The organism is Gelidibacter japonicus, from assembly GCF_010725055.1.
In the GTDB taxonomy this organism is placed as follows: domain Bacteria; phylum Bacteroidota; class Bacteroidia; order Flavobacteriales; family Flavobacteriaceae; genus Gelidibacter; species Gelidibacter japonicus.
On sequence record NZ_BJKB01000015.1, the window covers coordinates 24,524 to 49,727 of the forward strand.

Consider the following 25,204-nt stretch of genomic DNA (forward strand, 5'->3'; position numbering starts at 1 on the left):
TTATTTAGTGTTAAAAATCGTATCTGGATATTGAATATTCATTAAAAACAACCCATGTGCAGGAACTGAGAAACCGGCTTCACTCCTATCTTTAGATTGGATAATGCTGTGCAATTGATCAACCTCAAGTTTTCCTAGGCCGATATTGACCATAGTTCCTACAATGGCACGTACCATATTTCTCAAAAAACGATCGGCAGTAACGACAAAGGTCAATTCCGTGCCTTCTATCATCCAGTACGCCTCTTTAATGTCACAAAAGTACGTTTTCACATCTGTATTACTTTTAGAAAAACATTGAAACTCTTTATACTGTAATAATATATGACAAGCTTCATTCATTTTATCCATATCTAAAGGCAAATGAATTTTATAGGCAAAATCATGCGTAAAGACATTTTTGATGTTCGATATTCGATAATGATAGGTTCTGCTAAGCGCATTAAATCGGGCATGTGCTTTATCCTGAACTTCAAAAACCCGATGGACGGCAATGTCATGGGGCAAAAACCAGTTGATCTTATAGATCAACACATCCATATCAAAAGGTTCTTCAAAGTCAAAATGTGCATACATTTGAGCAGCATGAACGCCTGCATCTGTTCGGCCTGCACCCATAACTGTAACTGGAGCCCTCAATAATGTGGTCAATGCGTTCTCCAAAACCTGTTGCACCGATATGGCATTGGGCTGTTTCTGCCAGCCGTGATAGGCTTTTCCATTATATGAAAATTCAATAAAGTATCTCAAGGCGACTTTGATGGATTTGAAAGTTTATTAGAGGTATAGCCTATAGACCCATTGCTCCAACAAACTAAAATTTGAAAATAGGATTATACATTAGTTTACGATAGTTTAATGTCATTATCACTATTTTTGTGAGTTGCAAAGTTAGTTATTTAAGATTGATGATTAAACGATTGTTGATTTAAGAATTCAAAAATACAGAAAACCCTATTTTGAAAAAAATCCTCCTCTTATCGGACACCCACAGTTATATTGATGACGCTATTCTAAAATATGTAAAACAAGCAGATGAAGTATGGCATGCTGGCGATATCGGCGATTTGAAAGTTACGGATACCATCAAAAACCTAAAACCACTTAGAGCTGTTTACGGTAATATTGATGATACCAAAGCCCGTTTGGAATTCCCGGAAAACAACCGATTTATGTGCGAAGAGATAGACGTTTTCATCACCCATATTGGCGGTTATCCCGGGAGATACACACCACGCGTGCGCGAATTGCTTTACCAAAATCCACCCAAACTTTTTATTTGCGGCCATTCGCACATTCTTAAGGTCATGCCCGACAAAAAACTGAATCTGCTCCACATGAATCCAGGCGCCATCGGCAAGCATGGTTTTCAACAAGTACGAACGATGCTGCGCTTTACCATCGACGGTAGCAAAATTGATAATTTGGAGGTGATTGAGTTTAAGAAGTGAGATTGATCAATAGAATAGAACACTGATGACGCAGTTTGAGCAGATTTTCAATGATTTTCATGAAGATATCAGCAAAAATTATAAAAAATCAGTGTCATCAGTGTTCCAACTATAAAATTTCAGAAAATTAAATGATTTTTAAGATGCACTATTGTAGTATAAAAATTCGATTTAGCACTGCGCAACAGTTTCTCTCCTTTGGAGGGATTAAGGGAAGTCTCGTTCAATTCGCCATTGGCTTTCAACAACTATAGATGGTGATAAACAACCTTGAGATACCGCCGAGTGGCGGGATTAGTTCAACCAGCATATCCCAATGCGCCTACGGCTTTATGACAATGTAGATTGTGACTATTAAGGTAGAGATCCCGCCAAGTGGCGGGATTAGTTCAACTTACATTTTTGAATGCGTCCTCTGGACTTTTCAAAAATGAGTTTCACTAAAAAAACCCGAGATCTTCACCTCGGGTTTACGCACTAAAAAAATTAAGATAATAGGTTTATCGCAATCTATCGACAGATTTTACAAGATCTTCATCCTTTTTTATGGCCTTATTGGCTAACACCAAAAACACGATAGAAAAAATAGGAATGAATATCCCAACACCTTTCTCAGAGATTTCACTCTCTCCAGGAGCCATTAGCAATACATAAACAAATAATCCTAATAAAATAAAGTTCAATATGATATTAAGTCGCCCCAAAACAAATTGGAACTTCCTGTTTTTATAATTAAATATAGAAATCAAAGATAAGGCAGCCGATCCAAAAAACATAGCCAAATATAACATATCATCTTTTGCGTACACAGGCACATCTTGTGCATTGGTCCACAAATGGAATACGAATATCAAACCGCAAGAAAAAATGGCTGCTATAAGTAAATAAATGGTCTGAATGCGTTGTAACATGAGATAATCTAAAAAATTAAATCCCAAAATTAACAGTTTCTTTTTGATTCATACAGTAATTTTTAAAATAAAATTGTATTATTGCACTAACGTTATGTTACTCACAGGGTAATAAACTGTTAAATCTTCAAAATTACATTCGGTTTTTTCCTCTTCTTGATCTCTAAAAAATAGATTCGGAACTAATCCAATTTCAATTTTACACTAATATTCATAAACATACATGTTTGAAATTTCGCAATTAAAAGAAAAGAAGCTTTCTGATTTACAGGAAATAGCTCAAAAGTTAAATGTACCTAAGTACCGTTCGCTTAAGAAATTAGATTTAGTTTATCAAATCTTAGATTTACAAGCAGCTAATCCGGATGTGGTGAAAACTGAAATCGCAGCCATCACCGACACTAAGGCAGATCTAAAACCTCAAGCCCCAAAACCATCAACCACACCCAAAAAGAAAAAACGGGAGCGTGTTGAGAAAAAACCAGCTTCAGACAAAGCACAACAAAGAATGGAATTGGCGGAAGACAAGGTCGAAGATAAAAAGCCAGAGACAAAAAAGTCTGACATCAAATCATCGGAACCAAAAGCTGCAGCTCCCAAAGCTCCTGCAACTAAATCCACCACCCCTACAACTGATGCTTCAAGTACCTCCAAAAGAGAAAGCCCTAGTGGTAAGAATGTAGAACACAGGGAGAAAAAACAGCACACGTCAAAAGACAAAGACACATCCAACAAACCTCAAGCCAAAGACAACAGACAACAGCGCTCAAGCGATAGTAACGGAAACAAATCTTCATCTAAAGATCATAACCATAATCGTGATAGCGGCAATCAAGCCTCCTCCAAAGTAAGCAACGGAAATAAAGACAATAGAAACCGATATAGAGAACCTGATTTTGAATTCGATGCAATTATTGAAAGTGAAGGCGTGTTGGACATTATGCAAGATGGATACGGGTTTTTACGCTCATCAGATTATAATTACCTCTCCTCTCCTGACGATATTTATGTCTCCCAATCTCAAATCAGATTATTTGGTCTAAAAACCGGAGATACGGTACTTGGCCATGTCAGACCTCCAAAAGAAGGCGAAAAATACTTTCCTTTAATCAAGGTAAGTAAAATTAACGGTCAAAGACCAGAAGTTGTTAGAGACCGCGTATCTTTTGAGCATCTAACGCCTTTGTTTCCTCAGGAGAAATTCAATATTGCCGAAAGACAAAGTACTATTTCTACTCGAATCATGGATTTATTTTCACCTATCGGAAAAGGACAACGAGGCATGATCGTTTCACAACCAAAAACAGGTAAAACCATGCTATTAAAGGATGTTGCAAATGCTATTGCAGCCAACCATCCTGAGGTGTACCAAATGATCTTGCTAATTGATGAACGTCCAGAAGAGGTTACTGATATGCAACGTAACGTTCGTGGAGAGGTCATTGCATCAACCTTTGACAAGGAAGCACATGAACACGTCAAAATTGCCAATATCGTTTTAGAAAAAGCAAAACGTTTAGTTGAATGCGGTCACGATGTGGTCATCCTTTTAGATTCCATCACCCGTCTGGCAAGAGCTTACAACACCGTACAACCTGCATCTGGCAAGATATTGAGTGGTGGTGTGGATGCCAATGCCCTACACAAACCAAAACGTTTCTTTGGAGCTGCGCGTAATATTGAAAATGGCGGATCACTGACCATCATTGCCACAGCATTAACAGAAACAGGTTCTAAAATGGACGAAGTGATCTTTGAGGAATTTAAAGGTACTGGAAACATGGAATTACAATTGGATAGAAAAATATCCAACCGTCGTATTTTCCCTGCTATCGATTTAACGTCTTCAAGTACCCGTAGAGACGATCTCTTATTGGATGACAACACCATTCAAAGAATGTGGGTGATGCGTAAATACCTTGCCGATATGAATCCAGTAGAAGCAATGGAGTTTATTAACGACAGGTTCAAAAAAACCAAAAACAATGAAGAGTTCTTATTGTCAATGAATGGATAAGAGACCAGTAAAGTAAAATAGATAAAGCCCCAAATTTTCACTTGGGGCTTTATTATTAGTCCTATCGAAATATGTGCATAAAAAAATCCATTCGGTATGAATGGATTTTATATATGATTAAATAAAAGTTACTGTTTCTTACAAAGAAGCAACATGCTTAGCTAAACCAGACTTTAAGTTAGCTGCTTTGTTGTTATGGATAATGTTTTTCTTAGCTAACTTATCAATCATAGCAGAAACGACAGGTAGTAAAGCTTGTGCTTCCTGCGCATTCTCCATTTCACGCAACTTTTTAATAGCGTTACGAGTAGTCCTGTGCTTATACCTGTTGGTTAAACGTTTTGACTCGCTACTTCTGATTCTTTTTAATGCTGACTTATGATTTGCCATTTTATTTCTTTCTTTTTAAAAAATTGTAGCCCGTAGGGGAATCGAACCCCTCTTACCAGGATGAAAACCTGGCGTCCTAACCGATAGACGAACGGGCCATTTGTTTATTAAAGGCGCAAATTAATAACATTTTGTATCAATATGCAAACTTTTCAAATGAACACACAATGTTTCATTGCGGATGCAAAAATACAACTATTTTTAAATGTTGCAACACCTTCGCGATCTTTTTTTTATTATTTTCAATACGCCTTCGCAAATAGCACTCTTCCGCTGGATGTTTTCCCTGTAAACACGCAGCTTCCAGGCTCTTTTTCCTGATTCAGGGGCACACATCTTATAGTTGCCTTGGTAAGCTCCTTGATCTTCTCTTCTGTTTCTGGAGTGCCATCCCAATGTGCTGAGATAAAGCCGGTTTTAGTCTCCAGTACCGTTTTAAACTCCTCAAAGGTATTTACTTCAGTTATGTGCGAATCTCTAAAATCCAATGCCTTTTTAAATAATGTCTCTTGAATTTCAGTAAGCAAATCAGCAATTTTGTCAACTAATCCATCAAGAGCTACGTTTTCTTTTGACAAGGTATCTCTTCGAGCTAACTCCACTGTTTTATTTTCTAAGTCCTTCGGACCAATGGCAATTCTAAGAGGCACGCCTTGTAATTCATATTGAGCAAATTTGGCTCCTGGACGCTGTGTAGTACGATGATCATATTTGCAACTGATGCCTTTTGCCTTAAATTCACCTATTAATTTTGTTGCCACCTTCCCAATTTCCTCCAATTGGTCATCAGTTTTATGAATAGGCACGATCACCACTTGGATAGGCGCCAAATTGGGCGGTAAAACAAGACCTTTATCATCGCTGTGGGTCATAATCAATGCACCGACCAATCGCGTAGAAACACCCCAGGAAGTCGCCCATACATAATCGAGCTTACCCTCATTGTTTGTGAATTTTACATCAAATGCCTTGGCGAAATTTTGCCCTAAGAAATGAGATGTTCCAGCTTGCAAGGCTTTACCATCTTGCATTAATGCCTCGATACAGTAAGTTTCTTCGGCACCCGCAAAACGTTCACTCTCAGTTTTGACTCCCTGAATCACAGGTATTGCCATGAAATTTTCAGCAAAATCAGCATATACCTGGTTCATTAACTTTGCTTCTGACAAAGCTTCAGCCTTAGTTTCATGTGCCGTATGCCCTTCTTGCCATAAAAACTCAGCAGTTCTTAGAAATAAGCGCGTACGCATTTCCCATCGTACCACGTTGGCCCATTGATTGATCAAAATAGGCAAATCTCTATAACTTTGAATCCATCCTTTGTACGTGCTCCAAATAATAGCCTCACTAGTTGGGCGTACCACGAGCTCTTCCTCTAATTTAGCTTCCGGATCCACTCGCAGTTTACCAGGATTATCAGGATCATTTTGCAAGCGATAATGGGTAACCACAGCACACTCTTTCGCAAAACCTTCGGCGTTCTTCTCTTCTGCCTCAAATAGGCTTTTCGGCACAAAAAGAGGAAAATAGGCATTTTGATGTCCCGTTTCCTTGAACATCCTGTCCAATTCTGCCTGCATTTTCTCCCAAATCGCATAGCCGTAGGGCTTAATTACCATACAGCCCCTAACTGCGGAATTCTCTGCTAAATCGGCCTTCACAACCAACTCATTGTACCATTTTGAATAGTCTTCCGCTCTACTTGTAAGATTTTTACTCATTCTCTGGGTTTTGGCACAAAAGTTGTGCTTATGTTAAATAAATAAATAGTTCGACAAAACTAACTATTTTTGTAATGTTCAACAATAAAAACAAATAGATATGCCATTTAAAATTTACATATATCGCAGGTTGCCATTTTTTGTTGCACTAAGCTTACTCTTCCTTTTAGCTTCTTGTGGATCATACCAGTATGCTGGTTATGAAAATGATGGTATATACGGATCCGAAACTCCTCAGTACGAAGTCTACTATGAAGATGCTCCAACTAATAATAACAGTTATTACAAAGAGTTTTTCGGACAGAAATCACAGCAATTTGAGCAAATTGCTCAAAATGATAACGTTATTTTTACCAATATTGACGATTACCAAGGAAGTTATTCTGACGATAATGGTGATATCCAATATGAAGATGGTTATGCAGGATGGGGCCAAGACAGTCAAAATGTAGATATAAACGTGTACTATAACAACAGTTGGTATCCATACAGCAGATACGGTTATTACAGCCCATATCGAGGATGGGGTTATATAGGTTGGGGTTATTCAGGTTTTTATGATCCTTTTTACTCCTACGGCTACTTCCCTGGTTATTATCCTTACTACGGCTATGGTTACTATGGATACAGATATGGTTATAATTATGGTTATGGATACTATCCTTATTACCCTTATTATGGCAATTATTATCGCAACAGTAGAAATGTATCCTACAGTCAAGGTAGACGAGGAAGTGTCTACACAAATTCCAGTCGATCGTCAACTCTAAATAGAAGCAACTCAAATTTGAGCAATTCAAATATTGGAAGACGTAGCACGATTAACTCTTCAAACAGAAGTTCAAGAGATAATTCAGGAAATACGACCATCAATAGAAGAAGTTCAAATAGCGTTAACCGTTCTTCTACGGATACTAGAACAAGAACAAATACGAATAGAAACACTCAACCGGCTATAAGAACCAACACCAACAGAAGAAGTGTTCAGCCTGCCACAAGAACCAATACCAATAGAAACGTTCGGCCAGCAACTCGAACCAGATCTAATAACTCTGGCACGAGAAGGAGTGGTGGCAATACAAGAGGGAGTGGAAACAATATTTCTACACCAAGTTCAAGGAGCAATTCAAATTACAGTGCACCTTCGCGTTCTAACTCTTCACCGGCCCCAGCCGTAAGGAGCTCTAACAGTTCGCCTTCAAGGTCTTCAGCTCCCGCTAGAAGTTCTAGTGGATCATCAAGACGTGGTGGCAGATAAAAAATCAGAAAAATAAAAACTTAAAATATGAAAAAGTTAAATTTACTGTTCATAGCTGCCCTATCTATGTCTAGTATTATGGCTCAAGATATTACTGACGCCGTTAGATATTCACAAGATGAAGTCCAGGGAACTGCAAGATTTAGAAGTATGAGTGGCGCATTTGGAGCACTGGGAGGCGACATGTCTGCGGTAAGTATTAATCCTGCGGGCTCATCAATTTTCACAACAAGCCACGCTTCAATATCCATATCCAATTTAGGAACCAAAAATGATATCAACTATTTTAACGGCTCGAGTTCCTCATCGGATTCTAAATTTGACCTCAATCAAACGGGTGCCGCATTTGTCTTTAACAACACTAATCCTAACTCTCCTTGGAAAAAGTTTTCATTAGGTGTTGCTTACGACAAAATATCAAATTTTGAAAATTCTTGGAACGTTAGAGGCATTAATACCAATTCCAACTCCATTGGAGACTACTTTCTCAGTTACGCCCAAGGGATAAGGCTGGATCAAATGTCAGCCCTTGACAACGAAAGCCTGTCCACTGCGTATTCTGAAATCAACAGATTGTACGGATTTGGCAATCAACAAGCCTTTTTGGGTTATGAGTCTTATATTCTTGAACCAGCCATGGATACCGACGATAATACATTATATTCTTCCAATATTGTCGGAAACAACTTTGACCAAGGTTATCTCTATGCCGCATCGGGTTATAATGGAAAATTCAGTTTTAATGCATCCACACAATACGGGGACAATTTTTATTTTGGACTCAATTTAAATTCTCATTTCATCAATTATGATAAATTCACTGACCTCCATGAAACCAACAGTAACGCTGGTTCTTGGGTAAGGGATGTGAGGTTCCAAAATGCACTTTCTACTATAGGTAGTGGCTTTTCATTTCAATTGGGTGCAATTGCAAAAATAGATGAATCTTTACGCGCTGGATTATCCTATAACTCTCCTACGTGGTACACCATTTCGGAAGAGACCACACAATATTTGGGCACCATACGAGATGAAGGCGGCTCAAATGTATCACAAATCATCGATCCTTACGTAGTCAACGTTTACCCAGATTACAGACTACAAACCCCTAGTAAAATCACAGGTAGTTTAGCCTATATATTTGGAAACCAAGGCTTGTTAAGTTTTGATTATTCTTTAAAAAACTACGGTAACACAAAATTCAAACCGACATCTGATTCATATTTTTCTACCCAGAATGGTATAATCAGCAATAATTTAAAGAATGCTTCCACTTTCAGGGTTGGAGGCGAATATAGAATTCAGCAAGTAAGCCTTAGAGGTGGGTACAGATTTGAGGAAAGCCCATATAAAAATGAATCCTTTTATGGCAATTTAAACGGATACTCTCTTGGTTTGGGCTTCAACTTTGGAAATGTGAAACTAGATGTAGCTTATGACCACGCACAAAGAGACTATAACCAACAGTTATACGCCGTAGGTTTAACAGACGCCGCTCAAATTGATAGCAGAAACTCAAATTTCACCTTGACTTTAGGGTTTAGTCTGTAAAGATTTTATATAACTCTATTGAAAAAAAAGCATTCTCTAAAAAAGAGAGTGCTTTTTCATTTGTCATTGCCTTAAAACCTTAAAAATGGTATTTAATCAGATCAATCTCTAACGAAATTACAGCTTTAATATTCAAGAATATACCAAAGCAATAATGCAGACAACCTAATGTTATGGTTTTATTTTTGTTTATCTTTGCACCTTATTTCATCCGAAATTACTCCTTTTACAGAGTTTGAGACCTTGATCGATTTACAAAACGACTATGAAAACAGATAAAAACATTCAAGATATTGATGCCATTGGTGATGACCATGTGGGCAGCTCAGCAGACACTCCTATACGCAGTGATGCATTTAAACTTACTCCTGACGAGAAAATAGACATTATCAAGGATGATGTGAGACATATCATGGAAACACTAGGTCTCGATCTTAATGACGACAGTCTTAAAGGAACTCCTTTACGTGTTGCTAAAATGTTTGTCAAAGAAATTTTTGGCGGCTTGAGCCCTGATAAAAAACCAAATGCCTCCACCTTTGACAATAAGTATAAGTATGGAGAAATGCTGGTTGAAAAAAACATTACAGTTTACTCCACTTGTGAACACCATTTACTTCCAATAGTAGGCAAGGCACATGTGGCATATATCAGCAATGGCACCGTGATAGGACTTTCTAAAATGAACAGGATTGTTGACTATTATGCCAAGCGACCTCAAGTTCAGGAACGCCTTACCATTCAAATTGTGAAAGAATTGCAGCAGGCACTTTGCACTGAGGATGTCGCCTGTGTCATTGATGCCAAACATTTATGTGTCAATTCACGCGGCATTAGAGATGTGGCGAGTAGCACCGTAACTTCAGAGTTTGGTGGTGTGTTTAAAAATCAAGCCACCCGACGTGAATTTTTAGATTATATCAAATTAGACACCGATTTTTAATTGTAACAAAACATAAGAGACCGATGCCACTTTATAAAGACAATCACATCAAAATATACAACTCCCTATCAGGAGAAAAAGAGACCTTTACACCGTTAAGTGAGGGCTATGTAGGCATGTACGTCTGTGGACCTACCGTATATAGTAATGTGCATTTGGGAAACGTCAGGACATTTATGTCTTTTGATGTGATTTTCAGATATCTCAGGCATTTAGGGTACAAAGTCCGATATGTAAGAAATATTACAGATGCTGGGCATTTGGAAAATGATGCCGACGTTGGTGAAGATCGCATCGCCAAAAGAGCCCGATTGGAAGAGATTGAACCTATGGAGGTTGTACAGCGCTATACTGTTGATTTCCATAATATACTCAATAAATTCAATTTTTTACCGCCAAGCATTGAACCAACGGCTACAGGACATATCATCGAACAAATTGAAATTATCAAGGTGATTCTTGATAAAGGTTTGGCCTATGAGATCAATGGGTCTGTTTATTTTGACGTTATAAAGTATAATGAAACCAAGCCTTACGGAATTTTAAGCAAAAGAAACCTTGAAGATCTAATGCACAATTCCCGAGATCTTGATGGACAAAGTGATAAGAAAAACCCACAGGACTTTGCTCTTTGGAAAAAAGCCGAACCACAACATATTATGCGCTGGCCATCGCCATGGAGCGATGGTTTCCCAGGTTGGCATTTAGAATGTACCGCAATGAGTACGAAATATTTGGGCGAACAATTCGATATTCATGGTGGTGGAATGGATTTGAAATTCCCGCATCACGAATGTGAAATTGCCCAAGCCGAAGCCTGTAATGATAAAGCACCAGTCAATTATTGGATGCATGCCAACATGTTGATCATGAATGGTAAGAAAATGGCAAAATCTACAGGGAATTTTATTTTGCCTACGGAAATTTTCACAGGAGACAATCCACACATCACTAAAGCGTTTTCGCCAAGTGTTGCAAGGTTTTTTATGCTGCAGGCACATTATAGAAGCATTTTGGATTTTACCAATAACGGACTTTTAGCAAGCGAGAAAGGTTTTATTCGGTTGATGGATGCCATCAATTCCTTAGACGAATTGACCCCTTCAATGACTTCAACCTTCAATATTGGAGAATGGCGACAAAAATGCTATGATGCAATGAATGACGATTTCAATACGCCTATACTCATTGCGAATTTATTCGAAGCTGTTAAATTTATCAATCAAATAAAGGAAGGGACGGCTACGATAACACAAGATGACTTAACGCTCTTAAAAAATACGGTACACAGCTTCGCATATGATGTCTTGGGATTAGTCAACGACACAGCAACGGAAAGTGGTACGGAAAAGCTCTCAGGTGCCGTAGAACTCTTGATTCAATTAAGACAGGAAGCCAGAGCAAATAAGGATTTTGCGACCTCTGACAAGATCCGCGACGAGCTCGCTGCTGCAGGCATACAATTGAATGATGGAAAGGAAGGCACAACCTTCACTATTAATTAAACAACTTTTCCTATATTCTTTCTATATATAAGGAGTAATTCACTGTAATGAAGAACCTATTGATATATCCGTTTTTGTTGCTGATTAAGGTATATCAAACCTTTATTTCACCGTTAACCCCAGCAAGTTGCAGATTTCAACCTACGTGCTCTTCATACGCAAAAGAGGCCCTCGAAAAACATGGCCTTTTTAGGGGTGGCTGGCTGGCAATAAAACGAATTTTCAGTTGCCACCCTTGGGGAAAATCCGGCTATGACCCTGTGCCTGATCGTAAAGACAAATAAAAGCACGTACTTTTCAATCGTCGTACGATTGATAAATTACCAAAGTTCCATCACCTGAAAAAATTTGATCATCTTACAGAGCGGATATCTCTACGATAAGGATTTGCTTATTATTACCAATGCCAATTGACCTGTTTTATTAAAGCTTTCGTTAAATTCAACCGCATTACTGCTTATTACTTTTCAAAATATTATATTTACCCTTCTAATTAAATCTTACTTCATGCACGCACTTAAAATTGTCTGGGACCCTTCAAAAGGTATCGATATTCTTGGTTTTACATTACACTTTTATAGCGTGATGTGGATTGTAGCCTTCATTTTGGGTTTTTTAATCATGAAACGAATTTATAAAAATGAAAACCAATCTGAAGAATCCTTAGACTCCTTATTTATCTATTCGGTTATTGGGATTATGCTTGGAGCTCGTTTGGGCCATGTACTTTTTTATCAACGTGAATTGATCTCAGAAGATTTCTTCAGCATATTTTTACCTTTTAAGTTTAAGGGAGGATTTGAAATCACCGGATTTCAAGGTTTGGCAAGTCATGGCGCTGCCATTGGGATGATCATTTCAATGTACCTCTATAATAAGAAAGTATTGCGCAAATCAGTTCTATGGATCTTAGACCGCGTTGTCGTCCCTGTGGCTGCAGGCGCTGTTTTTGTTAGACTTGGCAATTTCATAAATTCTGAAATTGTAGGCAAACCAACTGGCACTGATTTTGGAGTCGTCTTTGTCCAAAATGGTGAAGCTTTCCCAAGACATCCAGCACAACTTTACGAAGCATTCTGTTATGTTTTTGTATTTATTGCCCTGTGGCTCTTTTATTGGAAAACCAAAAAGAGTGAGCAACAAGGCTTTCTTTTTGGCCTCTTTTTGCTCCTGCTTTGGGCTATTCGGTTTTTTGTGGAATTTGTCAAAGAGCCTCAAAGCGACCACGAATATATAGCAACCTCAGCGCTCAATACAGGACAAATGCTAAGTATTCCTTTTATACTCATCGGATTGTATTTTATGTTCTTCTATAAACCAAAAAAACAACTCTCCTAATGAAAAAATCTGCGTTTCAACTTGTGGTGTTACTTACTTTAGGTGTTTCCTGTTTACAGTTTCAAAGTTGTAAAGAGGAACAAAGGGTAATTAAACCAGTGGTCATCGAATTCAAAAAAGAAGCTGAACTCGTGCTAAAAAACGCCAATGACAGCATCATTAAAAAATTAGATATAGAAATTGCCGATGACGAGTACAAAACCCAAACAGGGCTTATGTACCGTGATCAAATGGGAGAACTCCAAGGGATGCTGTTTGTATTCCCAGATGAAGATTTTCGTTCCTTTTACATGAAAAACACCAACATCCCATTGGACATCATTTATATTGATGCCGATAAAAAGATTGTCAGTTTCCAAAAAAACGCCCAGCCAAATAATGAAACCTCTTTGCCTTCCAATGCACCTGCAAAATATGTTCTGGAAATTAACGCAGGTTTAGCGGATGAGTGGCAGTTGGAAGTTGGAGATAAAATGGAGTATATAAAGGTGGAGTAACACTTAAGTCGCCGTTTACAGTCGCAGGCTGCGGTCGTAGTTTACGGAATTGCATTCGTGTAGAATTCAGCAAAACATTTAAACAACCGTCTCAGAACTAAGCATTGCGATTAACATTTAGTCCAATTTTGATACGCCATACTATCTTAAAGAAAGTCATGGAATACTAAATTCAATTAATTCAAGTAACCAATTGGAAGCCTACTTCGTGGTAATCTAATAGCCAGTTCAACCTATCCATTATTGTACCGCTACGTCCATTAGGCCATATCATTAGTCAAATTCATCTTTCGTACATCATTCGATAATAATTAGTAATCCAAATTAGGATTCAGCTGCAGTTCTGACCACTTAAAAGCATAAAAAATGCCGCTCAAGGAGCGGCATTCTTCAATTATAAAGATTTAATATTAAGCTTATATTTTAGAATCTTCATCAATAGCTTCACCTTTATTTTTTAAGGTGTCATACATTATCGGTGTTGCAATAAAGATGGATGAGTAGGTTCCTACCACAATACCAACTATAATAGCAAAGAGTAAGCCTCTTAATGAATCCGCACCTAATAGGAACATCGCCAATAACACCACCAAAGTGGTCAATGAGGTATTCAATGTTCTACTAATCGTGCTGTTGATTGCAAAGTTGATATTACGTCCTCTTGCAAATCCACCACGCTCCATAACGGTTTCTCTAACCCGGTCAAAGATAATCACCGTATCGTTCAACGAGTATCCAATCACTGTCAAGATTGCCGCAATAAAGGCTTGGTCAATTTCCATTGAGAATGGCATAAATGTGTAGGCAAATGAGAAGATACCCAATACAATAATCACATCATGGAATACAGCCGTGACTGCACCAAGAGAGAATTGCCATCTTTTGAATCGCAATAGGATATATAAGAACACAACCACCAACGACCCAATGACCGCCCAGAACGATTCCGTTTTGATATCATCGGCAATGGTTGGACTCACCTTACTTGAGAACATCTGTCCTATCTTCTTATCACCAGAGCCCACTTTAAAGTCTTCAAAAGTCATTCCTTTTGGTAGGTACGGGATCAAGGTTTCAAAAAGTTCCGATTGTACTTTTTCATCCGCTTCAGCCGTGTTGACATCTACCAAATATTTTGTAGATATTTTTAACTGGTGCGAACTTCCAATGGTTTTTACCTCAGCACTTCCAAAAGCCTCTAAAACATCTGCTTTAACTTCTTCTGGATTTACCTCTTGTGCAAAACGCACTTGATAGGTTCTACCTCCAACAAAATCAATTCCCTGATCCAAACCTTTGGTAAACAAAGTAAACAAGCTCAGTACAATAGCTATCACGGATACCACATAAGATACTTTTCTTTTACTGATGAAATTGATGTTCATGTTTTGGAAAAGCCCTTTGGTAACTGCCGTTGTAAACGTTAAGTTCTTACCTTTATCAAGATACCAATCTACCAACAATCTGGTGATGAAAATTGCCGTAAACAACGAAGTCACAATACCAATGATCAAGGTTGTTGCGAAACCTTTTATAGGCCCTGTACCAAATACAAATAAGATAATAGCCGTTAATAACGTAGTGATATTGGCATCCAAAATTGAAGACAAGGCATTACTAAACCCATCCTTTACAGCCTCACGCCTACCTTTGCCCTTGGCCAATTCTTCTTTGATACGTTCAAAAATGATCACGTTCGCATCTACTGACATACCAATGGTCAATACAATACCAGCCAAACCAGGAAGTGTGAGCACAGCTCCCAATCCGGACAAGACACCAAAAATCAATAAGATGTTCATCAATAAAGCAATGTCAGCAAATAAACCACCTCTACCGTAGTAAACGATCATCCAAACCAATACCAATGACAAGGCGATCAAGAATGAAGACGTTCCGCTTTCAATAGCTTCCTGTCCTAAGGATGCACCTACTTCGTCCGCCTGGACGATATCAGCCTTAGCAGGTAATTTACCAGCTCTTAATACGTTGGCCAAATCAATGGCTTCATTAAGCGTAAAAGATCCAGAGATTTCAGAATTTCCACCAGAAATAGGACCTGTTGTCACACCTGGGGCAGAATACACAATGTCATCAAGAACAATTGCAATTTGACTTTGTTGGGTATAAGCCCTACCAGTCATTTCTTCCCAAATTTTGGCCCCCTTACTGTTCATCTGCATGCTCACAGTTGGTTGATTTCTTTGGTTATAAGCCTGACGTGCATCGGTGATAACTGCTCCACTTAATTCAGGAGTGTTATCTCTATTGCCTTTAATGGCATATAAATCAACAAATTCACTGTTTTTAGCTTGGATGCCCCATGCAAATTTTACATAACGCTGATCAGCCGGCAGTAAAGAACGCACTTGAGGCATGTTCAAATACTCCATGACCAGATCCTTATCTTTCGCTTCAAAGGTTGCCACAACTGGACCTCCAGAACCGTAACCTCTTAATAAATCCAAAATAGGGTTTTCACCAACTTCGGTGGAATCGGTATCAATAACACCTGTTAATTCTTTAATTTTACTATCGGCGTCATCAATAGTATCTGTTACAATTTCAGAGTCAGCAACCTCACTTTTAGCATCTTTATTCACTAAAGGCTTTAAAACCTCATTGGCTTGTGCCAAGAATGGAAGAAACTCCTCACCTTTATACACGTCCCAAAATTCCAATTGAGCCGTACTTTGGAGTAGATTTTTGATACGTTCTACATCTTTTGCACCAGGAAGTTCTACGAGAATTCGTCCTGTGTTTCCTAAACGCTGAATGTTTGGCGACGTAACCCCAAACTTGTCAATACGTTTACGCAATACCTCAAATGCAGAAACAATGGATTCATCTACTTTTTGTCTAATGATTGGCTGTACAGCACGATCTGACATATCAAAAGTGATTTCCTCACTTAAAGTTCTATTGGCAAAGATATCTGGAGATGCCAATTTCTGATCGCCCTTTATTTTATCAAAAGCGATAAAAAAGTCATCAACATAAGCATTCTGACTTGTTTTCTGAAGTTCAGATGCATCATCTAAAGCCTTGTTGAAAACAGGATCTTTACTGTTGTTTGCAAGCCCTTTTAAAATATCCTTTACAGAAATTTCAAGAATAACGTTGATCCCACCCTTAAGGTCAAGACCCAAATTCATGGCTTTATCCCTTACCTCATTATAGGTATAGTTCGCAATACCAAGATTAAAGACTTCTTGATTGGCTATAGAATCCAAATAATTGGCTTCATAGTCGGCCCTTAGTTCAGGGTCGTCGGTTTTAAGTGCTGCAATCTCTTCAGCACGATTTTCAATTTGGTTAGCTTTGAATGTAAATGATAGCTGATAAATACTTACCAACCCAAATAACACAGCAAACAGCTTTACTAATCCTTTGTTTTGCATTATTTTAATTTTTTTAAGTCAAATTTTTAATCGCGCAAATATAGAGTTTACACACGATTTGACAATTGTTTTTTATGATTATGTATGATTTTGCCTAAAGCTACGGAAGCTTAATAGGAATGAGATTTGCCTTTTTGAACATCCCATTGTTTGATTTGGTAAAAAAAAGGGAGAATGACAAGCAAACGTAAGCCTTGAATCCCTTATGATATAGGACCTGCCCTGACTTCTGGGATTTTGTGAGATCGGTAATCCTTTATGGCAGTATATCGTTGAAAGCTTAAATTGACTTTTATAATATGATCGTTGACCAGCGGATATAAGTCGTCTGAAAGGATATAAAAATTAGAATTTACGAAACGATAGGGCTTCGATTTTAATTCCAAGGCATATTTACCTCCTAAATCTGAAAAAGAATGTTGACCCGAATGAATTTCGTAAACATCAAGATTATATGCTATAGGCTCCTTGTGGGAAGGGAAATGAAGGGGGATTTCTTGTTCTTCAGAAGAAACAAAGCCTAGGGCAAGGTCTTTCTGCTCAGAAAGCAATTTTTTAATGCCCTCAACATTGGTTTTGCTATAATAACTGATGACCAATCTGCCATCTTCCTCTTCACTTATCTGAATATGGGAAACACCAATGCGTTGCAGTTCTTGTTCAACAATGGAAATGGTATGTGTCGCATCATTTAAAGAAATATTCTCATTGGCAAACTGCACCACAATTTCCTGGTTTGGAAGCGCTGATTGCTGCTGACCTAAAAAGCCACCTAACACAGCAATAAAGATTAGTGCTGCACTGATGAACCATTTTGGTTGGAACTTTATGTCTCTGAAATGTTGCAATGGTTATGTTTTGAACCCATCTGAAGTTTCATAAATTGAAAATTAGGCAGTGGGCATACAATCGGCAAATATATAAAAAAATACTCCCGATAGCAATCGGGAGTATGTATACTGTCTTTAAGTGTTATTTCGATTGAAACATCTTACATTCCCGGAAGATTTTCCGTTTTTGAATAGCCTTCAGGTGGTGTCATACTAAATTTGTCATCAGATACTTTTTCAGCTTTTACCTCAGTAACTTCAATGACCATATTCATCTTCATACCTTGCTGCTCTATGGCCATGCTCATATACATAGGAAAGCCAGAAAAATCCTTTCCAAAAGAAGCTGCTTGTTGAGATATGGCTTTTAGTTTATCCGTGGCGTATATTTCCATTTTTACATCTGCACCATTTTTACTCATGGTCACATTGTATTTTGTGCACTCATAGCCAAGAATAGTCTTGGTTTCATTAGTTTTTTCAATCGACATTTGATCTAAATCTTCGTCCGAAGGAGAAATATCAGATTCCATATATTTCTTACCAATCATGGCATTATCCATAAGGACCAACGATTTTTTGGTATTGCTGTCTGCAATAAACACAGTATTTCCAGTCATTGGATTGCTTAATTCAGAACGCGATTTATCATTCTTGAAATATGTGGTTGTAATCATATCGCCCAACATAGCCAATTGAGCATTCATTTGCTCATTATCACTGGACATGGTTTGCTTTGATATTACAATGCCTTCATCAATCTGTTGTTGAGCGAACATTGTTACACTCAAGGTTAAGGCTACAATAAATAATATGTTTCTCATGTGTTTTGTTTGTTTTTAATTTAGGTGAAATGTGCTACAAGTAACTAAAATAATGCCAACTTTTAACGTTAGACCATAAATACTTTAAGTACGTGCAACTTTTTACAATAAATCATTGGTTTTACGAACGCCTTCAGCACTTTCTTGCATGTGCGCTTTTTCAGCATCATTCAATTCAATTTCAACGATTTTCTCAATACCCTTGCGTCCTAAAATTACAGGAGCACCAATACAGATATCATTCAATCCGTATTCACCTTCCAACAATACTGAACATGGGAACATTTTCTTTTGGTCGCATGCAATCGCCTGAACCAATCCACTAACCGCAGCTCCTGGCGCATACCACGCTGAAGTACCCAGCAATTTAGTCAGAGTAGCACCGCCTACTTTAGTGTCTTCCATGACTTGGCTCAATCTCTCTTCTGATAAAAACTCAGACACTGGCACACTGTTTCGAGTAGCCAAACGGGTTAAAGGCACCATTCCTGTGTCACTGTGGCCACCAATAACCATTCCATCGACATCGCTAATTGGAGCTCCCAAAGCTTCTGCCAATCTGTATTTAAATCGTGCAGAATCCAAAGCACCTCCCATACCAATGATTCTATGTTTTGGAAGGTCTGTAGATTTATGGACCAAATAGGTCATCGTATCCATTGGATTACTGACAACTATAATGATGGTATCTGGAGAATGCTTAATTAAATTGGAAGAGACCTCTTTAACAATCCCTGCGTTGATACCGATCAACTCTTCACGAGTCATCCCAGGCTTACGCGGAATACCCGAAGTTATGACACAAATATCACTTTTCGCAGTTACAGAATAATCGTTAGTGATGCCTGTTATTTTAGTATCAAAACCGATTAATGACGCAGTCTGCATTAAATCCATAGCCTTGCCTTCTGCAAAACCTTCTTTAATATCCAACAAAACAACCTCACTCGCAAAATTTTTGATGGCGATATACTCTGCGCAGCTTGCCCCAACGGCACCTGCTCCTACTACTGTGATTTTCATAATTATATATGGTTTTTAATGTGAAACTTTATGTATTAAATGATTGCAAAATTACAAATAAAATCGCTGTTAATAAAGAAAGCGCAAGATTTCCTCCTACGCTTTTATGGTATTCAATAAACAATTCTCTTTACCTCACACTAAACGCAATACCCAGAGTGGCCGTATTGTACTCCTGAAAGGTATAATCGGCAAATATTTTAAAGATACTTAGGTTCAACCTTGTCCCCAAAGTGGCCCTCATCCCGTTTGCTGCAAATGATAAATTTATAGGATCACTTATAGATTCATCCACAGAGCCCATATAATTTCCGTTGCTATCCTCTATATCATAGGTCAACAGGTAATCTCCTTTCAACTTTACAGTGGTTTTTCCGTTGTTATAGCCTACGCCCCCATAGAACGTAATCAGCTTGAAATCTAAGGACGCCAAGGCCTGCACCGTCCAAGTATTCAATTTAAATTCTGTTTTGCCGTCCCTTACCATTACACCATCGCTGCCATTTTCATCCTGTATATAGTATACCACATTCATATTTGTAAATGCACCCAAAACAGAAATACTCAAGGGCAATCTTTCAAACACTCCCAAGTACTGGGTAAGATCATGTTGTAGGCCAAAACCTAATAAATTCGATTCCACATCGTTGTCAAATTTAATATTGGGCACAAAACGCGCCTTAATATCGGTTTTAAATGGCAGTCCAAATCCTACTTGGACTGTTGGTGCTGGCACGGCATTTAAAGGCAGATCTTCAGCAATGCCTCCTGGCATCGTAAAGCTTCCAACTTTATAGGTGCCATCACCGGTAGGTATTGAAATGTCTATTTTGGTGTCAACACTATTTTCGCTCATTATGGTCTGTAGTCGGGACTCACCATTTGGTAGGCTCACATAAGCATATTCCTCCGAAAGGAATGCAAAAGTTTTAGCTGAGTTGGGCACAATTGAGGCATTGAGACCAATTGTGATGTCAAAACCAAATTTCTTATGGACCTTGGCGGTTGTTGCCCAACCGTCATTCATGCTATACATTAAACCTTTCATACCCGGATTCAAATAATTTTCAGTGAGCAAAGTGGCATCGTCCGCCGCCAAAAGTATAGATTCCAATTCCTGACCTTTAGCAAAATGCACGCTCAAAATGATTATGATGGAAGCGACTAATGTTTTCATGTTTCATAAAATTTAAACATCACAAATTTATGAAAATACTTTTTACAATGTGTTTTATTGTCCCCCATAGGATTTATGGCGATCATCAAATAAAAAAAACACCCAATCAAGGGTGTTCTTTCGGTTGACATATTTAATCAAAACAATTTAAGCATCAATTTTTGCATAAACCGCATTTTTCTCGATAAATTCTCTTCGTGGTGGAACCTCATCGCCCATCAACATTGAGAAAATTCTATCGGCTTCACCGCCATTATCAATTTGAACTTGACGTAAGGTGCGATATTTAGGATTCATTGTCGTATCCCAAAGTTGTTCCGCATTCATTTCTCCAAGACCTTTGTAACGTTGGATACCCACGCTTCCACCAAATTTTTCAGCTATTTCATCACGCTCTTTATCACTCCATGCATATTCTTTACGCTGACCTTTTTTTACCAAATATAAAGGTGGTGTTGCAATATAAATGTGACCGTTTTCAATCAACTCCTTCATATATCTGAAGAAGAAGGTCAATATCAATGTGGCAATGTGACTACCATCAATATCAGCATCACACATAATGACTACTTTGTGGTAACGCAGTTTTGAAAGGTTGAGCGCTTTACTATCTTCTTCCGTCCCTATGGTAACCCCTAAAGCGGTGTAAATATTTTTTATCTCTTCATTTTCAAAGACTCGGTGGGTCATTGCTTTCTCCACATTCAATATCTTACCTCGTAAAGGCAAAATAGCCTGAAAAGTTCTATCACGACCTTGTTTTGCAGTTCCACCTGCCGAATCACCCTCTACTAAAAACACTTCGCACAAACTCGGATCTTGTTCAGAACAATCACTTAGTTTTCCTGGCAATCCACCAATGCTCATGACGGTTTTACGCTGTACCATCTCACGGGCCTTTTGAGCGGCGTGTCTGGCTTGCGCTGCTAAAATCACTTTTTGCACAATGACCTTAGCATCATCCGGATGCTCTTCTAAATAATTGGTCAGCATCTCAGATACCGCTTGACTTACCGAAGCGGACACTTCACGGTTTCCTAATTTGGTCTTAGTTTGTCCCTCAAATTGTGGTTCCTGGACTTTTACTGAAATAATAGCTGTTAGCCCTTCACGGAAATCGTCACCTGCAATCTCAAACTTTAGGTTTTTGAGCAATCCAGAATCGTCAGCATACTTTTTAAGTGTATGGGTCAAACCTCTTCTAAACCCTGACAAATGCGTTCCTCCCTCGTGGGTATTGATATTATTTACATACGAATGCAGGTTTTCAGCATAGCTGGTATTATAAATCATGGCCACCTCAACAGGAACGCCATTTTTCTCACCTTCAAAAGCAATAACCTTACTCACTAATGGTTCACGGTTGCCATCTAAAAATTTGATAAACTCCTTAAGACCTTCTTCTGAATGGAATGTTTCACCTTCAAACGTACCGTCCTCCTTTTTGTGTCGCTTATCCACCAAATGGATGGTAATCCCTTTGTTCAGATAAGCGAGTTCTCTCATCCGGCTTGCAAGCGTATCGTAGCTATATTCTAAAACATGGGTGAAAATTGTAGGATCGGGCTTAAAGGTTACCATCGTACCTCTTTTATCAGTTTCGCCGATCTTCTTCACTGGATACATCGGTTTGCCTTTTTCATATTCTTGCTGCCAGATCTCTCCTTTCCTGTAGACTGTTGCTGTTAAATGTTCAGATAAAGCGTTCACACAACTTACACCAACACCGTGCAGTCCACCTGAAACCTTGTAAGAATCCTTGTCGAACTTTCCACCAGCACCAATCTTGGTCATAACAACTTCCAAGGCTGAAACACCTTCCTTTTTATGTAGATCTACCGGAATACCACGCCCATCATCTTCTGTGGTAATAGAATTATCCTCGTTAATAGTGACGGTAATATTATCACAATGCCCAGCCATGGCCTCATCAATGGAGTTATCTACTACCTCATAAACTAAATGGTGCAGACCTCGCGTACCAGTATCACCAATATACATGGACGGACGCATACGAACATGCTCCATTCCCTCAAGGGCTTGAATACTATCCGCTGAATAATTATCCTTATTAAACTCTTCTTTCATAATGTTATATTACTTATTCTTTATTATTATTTTTTATTAAGAACCCAAACGCCATTTCGATAACTATTCTTAACGGAGAATAATACGAAAGAACATTCAAAACTATATTTTTGCTAATTAATCTTCATAAAAAAAATGATACTCGCGCATCATTTTTGGATACCCACAAAGATACAAAATAAGGAGGCTTTTTGAAAGCATTTTGTCGATTATGTGTCAAATTTATCAACATTTGTTGATTACTTGAAAGTCGCTTAAAACGCCTAAAAAGCATCTTAAATCGAGTTTTGATGGATTTTAACATCTTAGAAAAAAGGTGAAAACAGAAAAATCCCGCTAAGGCGGGATTTTGCGATTATAAAATTTTAAATTTAATTGTTTTTAGGCTTTCACATAAGCATCAGAATGCACTCTGGCCACAGCTCTTCCACTCGGGTCGTTCATGTTTTTAAAACTTTCATCCCATTCCAGAGCTATCTTGGTGCTACACGCCACTGAAGCCTCCTGTGGCACGCTCAACGCCGCGGCATCACTTGGAAAATGTTCCGTAAAGATTGAACGGTAGTAAAACTCTTCCTTACTGGTTGGAGTTTGAATTGGAAACTTGTATTTGGCATTTGCCAATTGCTCGTCGCTCACTTCATTGCTCACCATTACTTTTAAGGTATCAATCCAACTATAGCCCACACCATCACTGAACTGTTCCTTTTGCCTCCAAACCACACTTTCCGGCAACATATCTTCAAATGCCTTTCTGACCACCCACTTTTCCATGCGTTCGCCATTGATCATTTTATCTTGTGGGTTGATGCGCATGGCAACATCCATAAACTCTTTATCCAAAAACGGCACACGGCCTTCAATGCCCCAAGCCGCTAAACTCTTGTTAGCACGTAAACAATCGTACATGTGAAGCTTGCTCAATTTTCTGACGGTTTCTTCATGAAATTCTTTAGCATTTGGCGCTTTGTGAAAATAGAGATAGCCACCAAACAACTCGTCTGCTCCTTCACCAGATAAGACCATTTTAATACCCATTGATTTGATGACACGTGCCATTAAATACATAGGTGTACTGGCACGAATGGTAGTTACGTCATAAGTTTCAAGTTTGTAAATGACGTCTCTAAGCGCATCCAGACCTTCTTGAATGGTGAATTTTATTTCGTGGTGAATCGTCCCGATATGATCCGCTACTTTTCGGGCAGCAGCCAAATCTGGCGAGCCTTCCAAACCTACAGAAAAACTATGTAATTGCGGATACCAAGCAGTCTGCGTATCATCAGATTCTATACGTTTTTCAGCATATTTTTTAGCAACTGCAGAAGTGATGGACGAATCCAAACCTCCTGAAAGCAATACACCATAAGGCACATCACTCATCAATTGCCTATGAACCGCAGCTTCTAAAGCTTCTTTAATAGCTTTAATGCTCGTTTCATTATCTTTTACCGCATCATATTCCGTCCAATCGCGTTTGTACCATTGTACAAATTCCCCATCCTTGCTGGACATATAATGGCCTGGAGGAAATAATTCGATCTTGGTGCAGATACCTTCCAAAGCTTTCAATTCTGAGGCTACATAAAAAGTTCCGTTTTGATCCCAACCTATATATAAAGGAATGATGCCCATATGGTCACGAGCAATGAAGTACTCATCCTTTTCCACATCATAAATGGCAAAACCGAATATCCCATTCATTTCGTCAATAAAATCAAAACCTTTTTCCTTATACAATGCCAAAATAACCTCACAATCACTTTCAGTCTGAAATTTATAGTCCGGAAATTGCTTTCTTAATTCTCTATGGTTATATATTTCGCCATTTGCGGCCAAAATCAACTGTTTATCTTCGCTCAATAAAGGTTGTTTTCCTGAAGCTGGATCAACAATAGCCAAACGCTCATGAACCATAATCGCTTTTTCATTATTATAGATTCCAGCCCAATCTGGTCCGCGGTGACGGATTCTTTTGGACATTTCCAATAATTGAGGTCTTAAATCTTCAGCTTTCTGTTTTAAATCAAAAGCACATACAATTCCACACATGATTCTATCTTTTAATATTTATTATTTTCTATTATAAAACTTAGGCAAATATGGGCCTATCATTTCAAATATGAAACCAATTATAATTAAATGATTACAATTTACAACAAAATACCATGTTATTAAGAAAATATTAAAGCATGATTCTTAAAAATGGTGTGATTTTTGAAGAATTGTAAATGGCGATCAACCCCCAACTTTATAATTATTTTAAGATAAAAAATCTT

Annotated in this window: 20 protein-coding genes and 1 tRNA gene; 9 read left to right on the forward strand and 12 right to left on the reverse strand. The window is 38.3% G+C overall.

Translation table 11 applies throughout. From position 1 onward, the window contains the following. On the reverse strand, nucleotides 1-750 hold the full coding sequence (truA, locus tag G6N06_RS14490) for a tRNA pseudouridine(38-40) synthase TruA (protein ID WP_163517510.1): 750 nt from the start codon (nucleotides 748-750) through the stop codon (nucleotides 1-3). Nucleotides 751-959: 209 nt separating this feature from the next. On the opposite strand from truA, the gene G6N06_RS14495 reads away from it, so the two are divergent. Next, a complete protein-coding gene (locus G6N06_RS14495; protein WP_163517511.1) occupies nucleotides 960-1,451 on the forward strand; it encodes a metallophosphoesterase family protein in 492 nt (163 codons plus the stop codon). Between the two features lie 500 nt (nucleotides 1,452-1,951). On the opposite strand, the gene G6N06_RS14500 is transcribed toward G6N06_RS14495, so the two are convergent. Beyond that, nucleotides 1,952-2,362 carry a DUF4293 domain-containing protein gene (locus G6N06_RS14500; RefSeq protein ID WP_163517605.1) on the reverse strand — a complete coding sequence of 137 codons (411 nt, stop codon included), beginning with the start codon at nucleotides 2,360-2,362 and terminating at the stop codon, nucleotides 1,952-1,954. 223 nt (nucleotides 2,363-2,585) lie between these two features. On the opposite strand from G6N06_RS14500, the gene rho reads away from it, so the two are divergent. Then, the gene (gene rho, locus G6N06_RS14505) at nucleotides 2,586-4,379 is read left to right on the forward strand and encodes a transcription termination factor Rho (protein ID WP_163517512.1); all 1,794 of its coding nucleotides are present in this window, start codon (nucleotides 2,586-2,588) and stop codon (nucleotides 4,377-4,379) included. A gap of 138 nt (nucleotides 4,380-4,517) precedes the next feature. On the opposite strand, the gene rpsT is transcribed toward rho, so the two are convergent. The 3 genes from rpsT to proS all read right to left on the reverse strand — a co-directional run bounded on the left by rpsT (nucleotide 4,518) and on the right by proS (nucleotide 6,490). Continuing rightward, nucleotides 4,518-4,769, reverse strand: a complete 252-nt coding sequence (gene rpsT / locus G6N06_RS14510; protein ID WP_163517513.1) for a 30S ribosomal protein S20 — start codon at nucleotides 4,767-4,769, stop codon at nucleotides 4,518-4,520. Nucleotides 4,770-4,795: 26 nt separating this feature from the next. Then, a tRNA-Glu gene (locus G6N06_RS14515) sits at nucleotides 4,796-4,867 on the reverse strand. A gap of 144 nt (nucleotides 4,868-5,011) precedes the next feature. Beyond that, complete coding sequence (proS, locus tag G6N06_RS14520) at nucleotides 5,012-6,490, reverse strand: proline--tRNA ligase (RefSeq protein ID WP_163517514.1); 1,479 nt, start codon at nucleotides 6,488-6,490, stop codon at nucleotides 5,012-5,014. A 100-nt stretch (nucleotides 6,491-6,590) separates the two neighbouring features. Here proS and G6N06_RS14525 point away from each other — a divergent pair, with 100 nt between their 5' ends. From G6N06_RS14525 to G6N06_RS14555, 7 genes are all read left to right on the forward strand, one after another. Further along, entirely contained in the window at nucleotides 6,591-7,748 is a 1,158-nt protein-coding gene (locus G6N06_RS14525) for a hypothetical protein (protein WP_163517515.1), read from the forward strand. 27 nt (nucleotides 7,749-7,775) lie between these two features. Continuing rightward, a complete protein-coding gene (locus tag G6N06_RS14530; RefSeq protein ID WP_163517516.1) occupies nucleotides 7,776-9,299 on the forward strand; it encodes an OmpP1/FadL family transporter in 1,524 nt (507 codons plus the stop codon). Between the two features lie 265 nt (nucleotides 9,300-9,564). Next, nucleotides 9,565-10,242, forward strand: a complete 678-nt coding sequence (gene folE, locus G6N06_RS14535) for a GTP cyclohydrolase I FolE (protein ID WP_163517517.1) — start codon at nucleotides 9,565-9,567, stop codon at nucleotides 10,240-10,242. A gap of 23 nt (nucleotides 10,243-10,265) precedes the next feature. Next, on the forward strand, nucleotides 10,266-11,747 hold the full coding sequence (gene cysS, locus G6N06_RS14540; RefSeq protein WP_163517518.1) for a cysteine--tRNA ligase: 1,482 nt from the start codon (nucleotides 10,266-10,268) through the stop codon (nucleotides 11,745-11,747). 47 nt (nucleotides 11,748-11,794) lie between these two features. Next, nucleotides 11,795-12,031: a membrane protein insertion efficiency factor YidD gene (gene yidD / locus G6N06_RS14545; protein ID WP_163517519.1), complete on the forward strand. Its 237-nt coding sequence runs from the start codon at nucleotides 11,795-11,797 to the stop codon at nucleotides 12,029-12,031. Between the two features lie 223 nt (nucleotides 12,032-12,254). Next, nucleotides 12,255-13,085, forward strand: a complete 831-nt coding sequence (lgt, locus tag G6N06_RS14550) for a prolipoprotein diacylglyceryl transferase (protein WP_163517520.1) — start codon at nucleotides 12,255-12,257, stop codon at nucleotides 13,083-13,085. Then, the gene (locus tag G6N06_RS14555; protein WP_163517521.1) at nucleotides 13,085-13,582 is read left to right on the forward strand and encodes a DUF192 domain-containing protein; all 498 of its coding nucleotides are present in this window, start codon (nucleotides 13,085-13,087) and stop codon (nucleotides 13,580-13,582) included. The genes lgt and G6N06_RS14555 overlap by 1 nt, the downstream gene beginning before the upstream one ends. 416 nt (nucleotides 13,583-13,998) lie before the next feature. Here G6N06_RS14555 and secDF read toward each other — a convergent pair whose 3' ends face one another. The 7 genes from secDF to asnB form a co-directional block, all read right to left on the reverse strand. Next, on the reverse strand, nucleotides 13,999-16,983 hold the full coding sequence (gene secDF / locus G6N06_RS14560; protein ID WP_163517522.1) for a protein translocase subunit SecDF: 2,985 nt from the start codon (nucleotides 16,981-16,983) through the stop codon (nucleotides 13,999-14,001). Between the two features lie 203 nt (nucleotides 16,984-17,186). After that, entirely contained in the window at nucleotides 17,187-17,831 is a 645-nt protein-coding gene (locus tag G6N06_RS14565; RefSeq protein ID WP_163517523.1) for a hypothetical protein, read from the reverse strand. Between the two features lie 143 nt (nucleotides 17,832-17,974). After that, nucleotides 17,975-18,637 (reverse strand): DUF4412 domain-containing protein, encoded by a 663-nt coding sequence (locus G6N06_RS14570; protein ID WP_163517524.1) that lies wholly within the window; start codon nucleotides 18,635-18,637, stop codon nucleotides 17,975-17,977. A gap of 102 nt (nucleotides 18,638-18,739) precedes the next feature. Then, nucleotides 18,740-19,660, reverse strand: a complete 921-nt coding sequence (mdh, locus tag G6N06_RS14575) for a malate dehydrogenase (RefSeq protein ID WP_163517525.1) — start codon at nucleotides 19,658-19,660, stop codon at nucleotides 18,740-18,742. A 130-nt stretch (nucleotides 19,661-19,790) separates the two neighbouring features. Then, nucleotides 19,791-20,837 (reverse strand): DUF6588 family protein, encoded by a 1,047-nt coding sequence (locus G6N06_RS14580; RefSeq protein WP_163517526.1) that lies wholly within the window; start codon nucleotides 20,835-20,837, stop codon nucleotides 19,791-19,793. A gap of 147 nt (nucleotides 20,838-20,984) precedes the next feature. Further along, complete coding sequence (gene gyrB / locus G6N06_RS14585; RefSeq protein WP_163517527.1) at nucleotides 20,985-22,925, reverse strand: DNA topoisomerase (ATP-hydrolyzing) subunit B; 1,941 nt, start codon at nucleotides 22,923-22,925, stop codon at nucleotides 20,985-20,987. Between the two features lie 381 nt (nucleotides 22,926-23,306). Next, nucleotides 23,307-24,977, reverse strand: coding sequence for an asparagine synthase B (gene asnB, locus G6N06_RS14590; protein WP_163517528.1), 1,671 nt, complete (start codon nucleotides 24,975-24,977; stop codon nucleotides 23,307-23,309). Between the last annotated feature and the right edge of the window lie 227 nt (nucleotides 24,978-25,204).